7 protein-coding genes are annotated in these 10,132 nt (G+C 66.0%); 1 reads left to right on the top strand and 6 read right to left on the bottom strand.

All coding sequences use genetic code 11. The annotated features are described in order from the left end of the window. Positions 1-85: 85 nt before the first annotated feature. The 6 genes from U5782_RS31510 to U5782_RS31485 form a co-directional block, all read right to left on the bottom strand. Positions 86-1,402 carry an NAD(P)/FAD-dependent oxidoreductase gene (locus tag U5782_RS31510; protein ID WP_322047784.1) on the bottom strand — a complete coding sequence of 439 codons (1,317 nt, stop codon included), beginning with the start codon at positions 1,400-1,402 and terminating at the stop codon, positions 86-88. Further along, the gene (locus U5782_RS31505) at positions 1,399-2,082 is read right to left on the bottom strand and encodes a S8 family serine peptidase (RefSeq protein WP_322047783.1); all 684 of its coding nucleotides are present in this window, start codon (positions 2,080-2,082) and stop codon (positions 1,399-1,401) included. Before U5782_RS31505 ends, U5782_RS31510 begins: the two co-directional genes overlap by 4 nt. Next, entirely contained in the window at positions 2,072-3,820 is a 1,749-nt protein-coding gene (locus tag U5782_RS31500) for an ABC transporter ATP-binding protein (RefSeq protein WP_322047782.1), read from the bottom strand. The genes U5782_RS31505 and U5782_RS31500 overlap by 11 nt, the downstream gene beginning before the upstream one ends. A gap of 27 nt (positions 3,821-3,847) precedes the next feature. After that, positions 3,848-5,749: a sigma-54-dependent Fis family transcriptional regulator gene (locus U5782_RS31495; protein ID WP_322047781.1), complete on the bottom strand. Its 1,902-nt coding sequence runs from the start codon at positions 5,747-5,749 to the stop codon at positions 3,848-3,850. 238 nt (positions 5,750-5,987) lie between these two features. Further along, positions 5,988-6,314, bottom strand: coding sequence for a high-potential iron-sulfur protein (locus U5782_RS31490; RefSeq protein WP_322047780.1), 327 nt, complete (start codon positions 6,312-6,314; stop codon positions 5,988-5,990). A gap of 111 nt (positions 6,315-6,425) precedes the next feature. After that, positions 6,426-7,919 carry an aldehyde dehydrogenase family protein gene (locus tag U5782_RS31485; RefSeq protein ID WP_322047779.1) on the bottom strand — a complete coding sequence of 498 codons (1,494 nt, stop codon included), beginning with the start codon at positions 7,917-7,919 and terminating at the stop codon, positions 6,426-6,428. Between the two features lie 507 nt (positions 7,920-8,426). Between U5782_RS31485 and peaA the strand changes: the two genes are divergently transcribed. Next, positions 8,427-10,073, top strand: a complete 1,647-nt coding sequence (gene peaA / locus U5782_RS31480) for a quinohemoprotein amine dehydrogenase subunit alpha (RefSeq protein ID WP_322047778.1) — start codon at positions 8,427-8,429, stop codon at positions 10,071-10,073. Positions 10,074-10,132: the final 59 nt, after the last annotated feature.

The following is a 10,132-nucleotide window of genomic DNA, read 5'->3' as shown; positions in this document are numbered from 1 at the left end:
GGGGCCGCCCCGCACAGGGGCAACGCTAATAGACCGACAAGAAAACAAGGAAAGGCCAAAACACCAAAACGCCCAAACCAGAAGCTCAAACCTGCGCCTGCGGATAACCGTGCGCATTGAGCCAGTGGCGAATCAGCCGCGCCTGATCTGCATCGAGCGCGCGCAGCACCTGTTCGGCCGGCTGTTTGCGCAGCGCCTCGACGATGGGGGCGAGCGCCACGCCTTGCAGGTGCCAGACGCCGAGCGGCTGGTCGGGGCTCACGACCACATCGGCTTCCGCAATGAGGTTGCCGTCGATTACCGGCGCGCGCTCGATATTGAGCTGGTTGAAATCGGCGCTCACGTGCAGTGGCGCGTCGTCGGGCCAGCGGCAGCGCGTTTCCCAGAACGGTCGCGCGGCCCAGCGTTGTTCGAGTGCGTAGAAGTCGCGGCCCGTGCGCGCGAAGCGCATGAAGAGTTGTTCGATGCGCTGCTGGTGAAAGCGCAGCGCCAGTGATGCACGTTCAGGACAGCTCAGCAGAGTATGGATCACGGCCGGCGCCTGGAGCGCCGAGGATAGCGACTGGAAGATGCCGTTGCCCGAGAGCGGATCGACGGCCATCGCCGCGTCGCCCACGCGCAGCCAGTTGCGCGCGCCGGTGCGTCCGCACAGTGTGGCCGTGCTGCTGCGCGCGTGCAGGCGCACGTTCTTGTCGGCGTCGCGCGCGAAGAAGTCGCTCGCCAGCGGCGCATGGCGCATGCGCGCGCAGAACGCGAGCAATTCGTCGCGCTGCGGGAGTTCTGCGCTCGCCACGTCGAGCGTCATCTGCCAGTAGCAACGGCCGTCGGGCAGCCGCGCCATCCACGCCCAGCCGTCCTGCAGGCTTTCCACGGCGGAGGCAGCCGCGCCGCGCTCGCCTTGCCAGACGTTCAGCAGACTCAGGGTCTGCGGTCCACGCGTGGCGTCGCGCAGCAGCGGCGCAAGACGGCCGCGCGCTTCCACGAGGAAGTCCGCGCGTAGCGAAAGCGGGCCGTCGGCGGTCTCGATCATGAGGTCGTGGCCGCCCGGCGAAGTCTGCACGCTGCGCACATTGGCTTCGATCACGTCGACGCCCGCGCTGTGCAGGTCGTCGCGCAGCGCGCCGTCGAACACACGCCGGTCGACCAGGAACTCGGCGTTGAGCGTTTGCAGCACGCCGTTCCAGAGCGTCGTGCGCGCGCACGGTCCTTCGACGCCATTCGCCGCGCGATGCAGGCCCGCATGGCGCAAGCCCTCGATCACGCGCGGCGAGAGGCCTTCGACGGCGTCGAAGCGCCGCCAGTCGCTCACCACCTGGACCGCGTAGCCCAGGCCCGCGAGCGCGCGTGCGACGGCGGCGCCCGCCGGGCCCGCGCCGAGGACGACGATGCGCGGCGTGCTCATGATGCGTGCGTGCGTCGTTCGACGCCGATAAAGGCTGCGTGCGTGCGCAACCAGGCGAGGAGGGCGTCGCGGTCTGCCTCTGGATGGCGCAGGAGCCACGCGGCCGCGTGGCCACTCAGCGCAGCCGTGGCGATGCTGGCCCCGGCTTGCGCCACGCCGTCGCCACGCACCATTGCGCCGAAGTCGGCCTGCGCGCTATCGAGCCACGACCATTGCGCGGCATCGCAGCGTGCGTCGCCGGTCACGCGCACGACGCCGGGGTAGCTGGCCGGAAACACGGGGTCGCCTTGCGCGGGACTGGCCGCACAAACCACCACGCCCGCGTCCACCGCGAACGCGCAAGCCTCGCGCAGCACGGCGCGATCGGCGCGCACGCCCAGGCTCAAATTGATGATGCGTACGTGCTGATCCACGAGCCAGCGTATGGCGTCGGCGATCTGCAACGGGGTCGTCGCGGCACGTTCGCGGAACACCTGGGCGATGTAAAAGCGCGCGTCGGGCGAACCCGATGCGATGCGTTCGAGCACGGCGCTACCGTGGCCGATCGAGTCGGCGATCGCTTCGCGTCGGTGCACTTGCAGATCGTCGTCGAGCACGAAAGCGGCGGCAGCTGCCACGCGCACGGCCTGATCGGCGCGATGCCCGCTATCGACGATACCCACACGCAGTTCATTGCTCATGGGCCGCTCCCGGTGATCCTTGTATTCCCTGCGCTTCGCGCATCACGAGGCGGCCGTCGATCAGATCGAAATGCAGATCGGCATGCGCGAGGGTGCTGGCGCGATGGCTGATGAGGATGCGTGTGCGCGTGGCGAAAAGCGTGTCGATCTGTGCAATGACTTCGCGTTCTGTGGCTTCGTCCACGGCCGAAGTGGCTTCGTCGAGCACAAGGATCGACGGTTCCTGCAAGAGCGCCCGCGCGATCGCAATGCGCTGTTTCTGGCCGCCCGAAAGCTGCTGGCCGCGCTCGCCGATCTGGCTATCGAGCCCGTCGGGCAGGGTCGCCACGAGCGAGTCCAGTTGCGCCGCGCGTACGGCCTGGGCGATCTGCTCGCGGCTCGCGTGCGGCGCGCCGTAGCGCAGGTTGTCCGCCAGGCTGCCGCGAAACAGCACGATGTCCTGACTCACCACGGCCACGCGGCGGCGTAGGTCGTCGAGTTTCAAGTCGCGCAGATCGACGCCGCCCAGGCGCAGCGTGCCGTGTTGCGGATCGTAGAAGCGTTGCACGAGATCGATGAGCGTGGACTTGCCCGCACCCGATGCGCCCGCGAGTGCGATCTTGCGGCCGGCGGGCAGCACGGCGCTTGCGCCGCGCAGCACGCCGTGCGCGCGCTCTTCGTGCGAGAACCAGACGTCATGAAATTCGAGCGTGCTATCTTCCGGCGCGTCACGAGGTGTTTCGCTTTCCTGAACGATGACCGGCTCATGCTGAAGTTCGACCACGCGCGTGAGACTCACGGTCATGCGCTGAAGCGCGACGTAGAGGCCCAGCAGGCTTTTCACCGGCGCCACGGCCATGCCGAGATAGGTGGTGAAGGCGATCAGCGCGCCGAGTTGCCACGAACCTTGCACGACCCAGTAGCCACCAAGCAGGAAGGCCCCGGCACGCGAGATCGACGTGAACAGCCCCGGCACCGACTGCGTGACGAACTCCGTGATCTGAAGCTTGAGCAGGCGGTCCATGTAGCGTTCGCCCAGGTGTTCGAGCCGCACGCGCTCCGTGTCCTGCTGGCCGCTCGCCTGGATGAACTTCATCGCGGGCAGCGTTTCCACGAGGAACGAGGACATATCGGCGGCGCTCTCGCGCAGGCCGCGCGCGCCGCGCTCCACCTTGCGGCGCATCCAGCGCAGCCACAGCGCTTCGAACGGAATCAGCACCGCCACGAGCAGCGAGAGCTTGACCGAGAGTGTGAGCAACAGCGCCACGGAGCCAATCAAGCCGATCACGCTCGATACCGCTGAAAACAGCGCATCGAGCGCAAAGCGCTGGATCTCGGCGACATCGCCATCCAGACGCGAGAGCAGGTCGCCGATGCGCCGGCGTCCATAGAACGACGGCGGCAGTTTCTGCAGATGCGCATAGACGGCGCTGCGTAGCGCGAACAGCACGCGGCCCGAGAGGCGCGTATGCAGATAGCGGTTCACGCCGCCGAGCAGTGTGCTCACGACCCCCGCGCCGATCATCGCGAGCGCGAGCACGAACAGCATCGAAAAATTACGGCCGATCAGCCCGCGGTCGATCATCTCCTTGGTGATCCACGGCTGCATGAGCACGAGTAGCGACGCACAGGCGGACAGCCCGAGCAAGCCCGCAATCGCCAGCCGTTGCGGCCGCACGAAACTGTAGAGCCATGCCATCGACGCTTCGAGGCGAGGTCGGTCGTCGGTTTTCGCGAGGCGTAGCAGCAGGTTCAGCATAAGAAGTGGGAGGCGCGTGCGATGCGTTCAGGGGCGCAGCCGCTTGAGCTTGCGATAGAGCGTGGCGCGGCTGATGCCGAGCGTCTGCGCCGCCGCCGCGACATTGCCGTCGTGGCGCGCGAGGCTTTCGCGGATCAGTTCGTCTTCGTGTTTGCGGATCAGGCCGCGACCGGCCGGGTTCGCGGCATCGGGGCAGGCGCCGTCGATAAAGCCGTCGCACAGATGGTCGAGACCGATCTCGTGTTCGTCGTCGGCGCGCACGGCCAACGCGGTGCGCAGCACCATTTCGAGCTGCCGGATATTGCCCGGCCACGGATGCGTGCGAAATACTTCGGATAACTCATCGCTGACGCTCACGTGCTGGGCATTCAAACGTTCCAGCAAGGTGGCGACGATCAGATCCACGTCGTCGCGTTCGCGCAGCGCGGGCAATGCCACGCTCACGCCGTTGATGCGATAGAAAAGGTCTTCGCGGAAGCTCTTGTCGCGCACCATCGCCTGAAGGCTGCGGTGGGTGGCGCAGATCACCGCGATGTCAATCGTTTGCTCTTCGCCCGCGCCGAGCGGCGCGACCTTGCGTTCCTGCAGCACGCGCAGCAGACGTGCCTGCAGATGCAGCGGCATATCGCCGATTTCGTCGAGAAAGAGCGTGCCGCCGTTCGCCTGCATGAGCCGCCCGAGCATGCCGCCTTTGCGTGCGCCCGTGAATGCGCCGTCGCGATAACCGAACAGTTCGGATTCGATCAGGCCTTCGGGAATCGACGCGCAGTTCACGGCAATGAATGGCTTGCCCGCGCGTTCGCTCGCCTCGTGCAAGGCGCGCGCAACCACTTCCTTGCCGGTGCCCGTTTCGCCCTGCACAAGTACGGGCAGGCCGTTGTCCATGCCGCGCCGCGCCATCTGCAAGGCGCGCAGCAGCCGGTTCTGGCGACCCGCGATTTTCACGAGCCCCGCTTCGCGCGCAGTCGAACGCGTATCGAGTGAGCGCGAAGCGCCGCATCCTTGGGGCGACGGCGCGCGTCGCGGTGAGCGCAATACGCGCAGCGCCAGATCGTTCGCGATGCCTGGGATATACAGGCTCTCCGAGCGTTCGGCGAGCGCAGCGAAGGGCATGCCGCGCATGCCTTCGCACTGCCGCCCAATCACATCGGCGCGCGCCACACCCAGTAGCTCGCAGGCCAACGCGCTCGCGGCGACGATCGTGCCATCCTCGCGCACGGCGAGCACGCCACACCACGTCGATTCGAGGTAGGCGCGATACGGATGAAAGGCGATGACGAAATGATCCGGAAAAAACGCTTCGAAAAGGCGTGCCTCGATATGGCTCGCAGTGGCGCCCACCAGCATCGAGAGCGTATCGTTCGTGAGCGGCAACTGACCGTCGCGCGTGAGATCGAGCACGCCGATCACCTCGCCGTGCGGATCGAAGAGTGGCAGCGAACGGCACGAGAAACGTGCGAGACGGCCAAGGAAATGCTCGCCGCTGTCGATCGCCACCGGTCGGCCTTCAACGAGCGCGGTGCCGAGCGCATTGGTGCCGCGCAATGCTTCGGTCCACGTCGCGCCGGGCGAGACGTCGCCAATGCCGAGGTCCGCGAGCGCGCGTGCATTGCCTTCGACGGACAGAATCGTGGCCTGGGCGTCGGCGAGAATCACGATGCCTTGCTGGCCGGTTCGCTGTGTGAGGTATTCGAGTGCCGGTGTCGCGGCGTCTAGCAGCATGCGGTTCGCATCGCGCAGCTCGCCCAGGTCGCGAAACTCGTGCAGATTGAGCAGCGCGTCGTCATGGCAGCTCACGCCATGCGCGAGGCTGCGCCGCCAGGACGCGTCGATCTCCACGCGCAGCCAGCCCTGCGGAAGCCGGCCGTCCGAGCGCAGACGCTCGCGGACCAGTTGCGCGGCGTGTTGCCGGTCGGCCAGGACCGGCATGGGAGGAAAGGAATCGTGCAAGCTGTCCCCCTTGACTTTGAGTTGAAGTCGCATCGCCGCCTGCAGGGTGCCGCGCGAAACGAAGTGCCCGGCTAATCTGGCATGGTTGCCGCGATAAGTCCATCCGGTCAAAAACGCATTCCCACGCGTCGTGCGCGCACGACACGCCAGACGTTTGCATAGGGTGACGCGCGTGGCGCAAGCGCAAGATTGGCCAGGCGTCGTTGCACGCTTGTTTTCAGGCCTTTTTGCTGTAGCCGTTGCACCAGCCCGCCGTGGCGACGCGCTTGCCGCCGAACAGCGGGCAGAGCGCGGCGGCATCGCTGGGTTTGCCCTGGTAGAACGTGCAGTTGCCGCAGTCCTGGCCCGGCGCATAGCGGGCGAATTTGGCTTTGTCCACGTGCGTGGCGTCGGCGCGATAGCCCAGGGCCTGGGCGGCGGGATCGGTCTCGGCGACTAGCGGGGCTTCGGCGCGCGCCTGGCGGGCGAGCGGCAACGAAACGAGCGCACTGGCGGAGGCGATCAGGAAAGTGCGGCGGGTGCGGGAAGGCTGCGTCGAATTCATGGCGTTTATATGACGTTGTAGTGTGAGGAATGGGGTGCGCCGCGCGCTTCGCCCGGTACTTGAAAAACCGGCAAAACGCGCGGCGTCTGGTGCAAGCGCTTCAGACGTTGATCAGACGTTCATCAGCACCGATTTGATTTCGGTGTAGTGCTCGATGGCGGCCGCACCCATTTCGCGGCCGATGCCCGACATGCGATAGCCGCCGAACGGCAGCGCGGGATCGAGCGCGCTATGGCAGTTCACCCAGACCGAGCCCGAGCGGATCTTCGGAATCATGCGATGCGCGGCGCTCAGGTTATTGGTCCAGATGCTCGCGCCGAGTCCATAGCGCGTGTCGTTGGCGAGTCGCAGCGCGTCGTCGATGGTGTCGAACGGAATCGCCACGAGCACGGGTCCGAAGATTTCCTCCTGCACGAGCGGGCTTTTCTGCTCGACATCGACGATCACGGTGGGCTTGACGAAGTAGCCGGGGCCAAATTGCTCGCCACCGCAGGCGATCTGCACGCCCGCCGCGCGGCCGCGTTCGATATAGCCATAGACGCGTTGCTGTTGTTTAAGCGAAATGAGCGGGCCCATTTCCGTGGCCGGGTCGAGACCATTGCCGAGCTTCATGCCGTTGGCGATCGAGGCGATGTCGCCCACCACGTTGTCGAAGTGCTTGCGCTGCACATAGAGGCGCGAGCCCGCGCAGCACACCTGGCCCTGGTTGAAGAAGATGGCGGTGGCGGCGCCTTGCGCGGCGGCGATGGGATCGGCGTCGTCGAGCACGATGGTCGGCGACTTGCCGCCCAGTTCGAGCGTGATGCGCGTCATCGACTCCATCGCGGCCTTGCCGATCAATTTGCCCACTTCGGTCGAGCCCGTGAAGGTGAGCTTGTCGACATCGGGGTGATGCGAAAGTGCAGCACCGGCTTCGGCGCCCGTGCCGGTCACCACGTTGACGACGCCCGGCGGATAGCCCGCTTCGAGCGCGAGTTCCGCGAGTTTGAGCGCGGAGAGCGGTGTTTCATCGGCGGGTTTGAGCACCACGGTGCAACCCGTCGCCAGCGCCGGGCCGAGCTTCCAGCACGCCAGCAGCAGCGGGAAATTCCACGCAACGATCGCGCCCACCACGCCCACGGCCTCGCGGCGCGTGAAGGCGTGCAGATGCGTATCGGGCATGAGCGGCACGGACACATCGACGGTCGAGCCTTCGATCTTGGTCGCGAAGCCCGCCATATAGCGCAGGAAGTCGATACCCAATTGCACGTCCATCACACGCGCCACGGCCGCGCTCTTGCCGTTGTTCACGCATTCGAGTTCGGCGAGCATCTGCGCGTCGCGCTCGATCAGATCGGCGAAACGCCACAACAGATTCTGGCGCTCGCGTGGGCGCATGCGGCTCCATGCGGAATCGTCGAAGGCGCGGCGCGCGGCCTGCACGGCGCGGTCCACGTCTTCGGCGCCGGACTTCGGCACGTCGGCCAGATGCGCGCCCGTGGCCGGGTTGTAGACGGGCAGCGTCGCGCCGCTGGCGGCATGGACCCATGATTCGCCGATCAGCATGGTGGGCGCGCGTTCGATGAACGCCTGGGTTTGCGGGAGTAGAGACGGCACAGCCTGCATGAGAAGATCCTCGCTCTTTGAGTGGGCCTGGAGTGGCCAGTCGGGGAGCGCGTCAAGCAGCTTCCATACCAGTCGATGCAAGCGTGGCTCGCTCGCCTGCCTGAAGTCGCGTACAGGGCGGCGTTTGCGATCGTTGTGGCCGTGCCACGCGAGAGCGGCAACGTACAGGCCACGTGCGCCCGACGTGTCTCATTTTGAGAATTCTCGTGAGACATGAGACGAGACGAACACGGAGAAATGCATGCGGGCGCATCAAACCGCCGGGAGACTGCGCAAGCGAATTATTTTTCGTATCGGTGATTACCCGAGTCTCATCGCGAGAAAAGTGCCTTTTTATAGGGGTAAACGCAACGGGAGACACGTCGTTGCCGATTGGCATGACCCATGCTTAATACCCCGCCGAAGCATTGCAGCACCTCATGTACGCCTTATGCAGGCAAGCCGTCCCAACATGAGACGCAACGAGACAGGCCACAGAGAACCCGGTAAAGGAGCAGAGCCTTGTTCATGACCATTGATCCCCGCAATTCATCGCGCCCTGCATCGAACCCAGTATCGCGCTTCGTGCGCGCTGCGCGACTGGCGAGCCTCGCCGTGCCGCTCGCATTCGCCGCCCAGGCCGCACGCGCCCAGAGCGCAGCCGAAGCCCACGACGCGCCGACCATCATCAGTCACACCTGCGCCGCGTGTCACAGCGCGGAGTCGAAGGACTCGTGGAGCCGCATCAGCCATCAGCGCAAGACGCCCGAAGGCTGGCTCATGACGATCGGGCGCATGCAGACGATGCACGGTCTCGTCATCAGCAACGAGGACCGCCAGATCATCGTCAAGTATCTGGCTGATCGCCAGGGTCTCGCACCGAGCGAAACCGCCGACGCCCGCTATGCGCTCGAACGCCGTCTGAACACCCAGGAAGTGCTGGGCTCCGACGAGTTCAAGGAAATGTGTGCGCGCTGTCACTCGGCGGCGCGTCCGTTGCTGCAACGCCGTCCCGTGGCGGAGTGGGACAAGCTCGTGAATTTCCACCTCGGGCAATGGCCGTCGATCGAATATTCGGCGATGGGCCGCGATCGCGACTGGCTCAATGTCGCGCTCAAGGACATCGCGCCGATGCTCGCGAAACAGTATCCCTATGAGAGCGCCGACTGGGCGCAATGGCAGAAGACGCGTCCGAAGGCCACTTCGCTCGCGGGCTCGTGGAGTTTCGCGGGTCATATGCCGGGCCGTGGCGACGCAGCGGGCACGATGACCGTGACGGGCGGCACGAACGATACTTTCAAGGTCACGCTCAAGGGCCGCTTCGCCGATGGCGGCGCGCTCGACGGCAGCGGCACGGCGGTGCTCTACGACGGCTACGAATGGCGCGCGAGCATCAAGGTGCAGGGCGTCGAGATGCGTCAGGTGCTGGCCGCCACCAACGGCGAGATGAAGGGCCGCATGTTCGACGAAGCGCACGACGAGCGCGGCCTCGATTTCGATGCGGCGAAGCTGGGCGCGAAGGGCGCGGCCCGCGTGCTCGCTGTTCAACCGGCATTCATCAAGGCGGGCGAAAGCGGCGAAGTGACGTTGGTGGGCGCGAACCTGCAAGGCACGCCGGACTTCGGTCCGGGCGTGCAGGTGAGCGAGGTGCTGTCGCGCTCGCCGCAAGCGATACGTGTGCGCGTGAAAGCGAGCGGCGATAGCGCGGTGGGCACGCGCAACGTGAGCCTTGGCGGCGCGCAGGGCGGCGGGCAATTCGCCGTGTATCGACAGATCAAGGACGTGAAGGTCGTGCCCGAGTATGCGGTGGCCCGCATCGGCGGCAATGGCGGTTCGACGCCGAAGGTCGAAGGCCGCTTCGATGCCGAGGCGTGGGGTGTGGACGCATCGGGCAAGCCGTTCCGCATCGGCGTGGTCCCCGCGAAATGGTCGGTCGAGCCGTTCAACGATCAGGCGAAGGACGATCGCGATGTGAAGTTCTCGGGCGCGATGCAGGCCGCCACGGGCGTGTTCACGCCGGGCGACGCGGGCCCGAATCCGGCGCGCCGCATGTCGACCAACAACACCGGCAATCTCAACGTGATCGCCGCTGTCGACGATGCGGGGCAGAGCGTGACGGGCAAGGCGCATCTGATCGTGGCCGTGCAGCGCTGGAATAACCCGCCGATTCCTTGATGCGCAATAAGCGCCAGCCACAACGGTGCGCCGCATGAGAAGCGTGCGCGCCGCAATTG

Origin of the sequence: Paraburkholderia sp. J67 (genome assembly GCF_905220265.1) — a bacterium.
Lineage (GTDB): Bacteria > Pseudomonadota > Gammaproteobacteria > Burkholderiales > Burkholderiaceae > Paraburkholderia.
This window is presented reverse-complemented; position numbering and strand designations above follow the sequence as displayed.

What these genes read in the sequence shown, in the direction of transcription:
- U5782_RS31510 (WP_322047784.1), bottom strand. Translation starts at nt 1,402, where the DNA reads ATGAGCACGCCGCGCATCGTCGTCCTCGGCGCGGGCCCGGCGGGCGCC.
- U5782_RS31505 (WP_322047783.1), bottom strand. Translation starts at nt 2,082, where the DNA reads ATGAGCAATGAACTGCGTGTGGGTATCGTCGATAGCGGGCATCGCGCC.
- U5782_RS31500 (WP_322047782.1), bottom strand. Translation starts at nt 3,820, where the DNA reads ATGCTGAACCTGCTGCTACGCCTCGCGAAAACCGACGACCGACCTCGC.
- U5782_RS31495 (WP_322047781.1), bottom strand. Translation starts at nt 5,749, where the DNA reads ATGCCGGTCCTGGCCGACCGGCAACACGCCGCGCAACTGGTCCGCGAG.
- U5782_RS31490 (WP_322047780.1), bottom strand. Translation starts at nt 6,314, where the DNA reads ATGAATTCGACGCAGCCTTCCCGCACCCGCCGCACTTTCCTGATCGCC.
- U5782_RS31485 (WP_322047779.1), bottom strand. Translation starts at nt 7,919, where the DNA reads ATGCAGGCTGTGCCGTCTCTACTCCCGCAAACCCAGGCGTTCATCGAA.
- peaA (WP_322047778.1), top strand. Translation starts at nt 8,427, where the DNA reads ATGACCATTGATCCCCGCAATTCATCGCGCCCTGCATCGAACCCAGTA.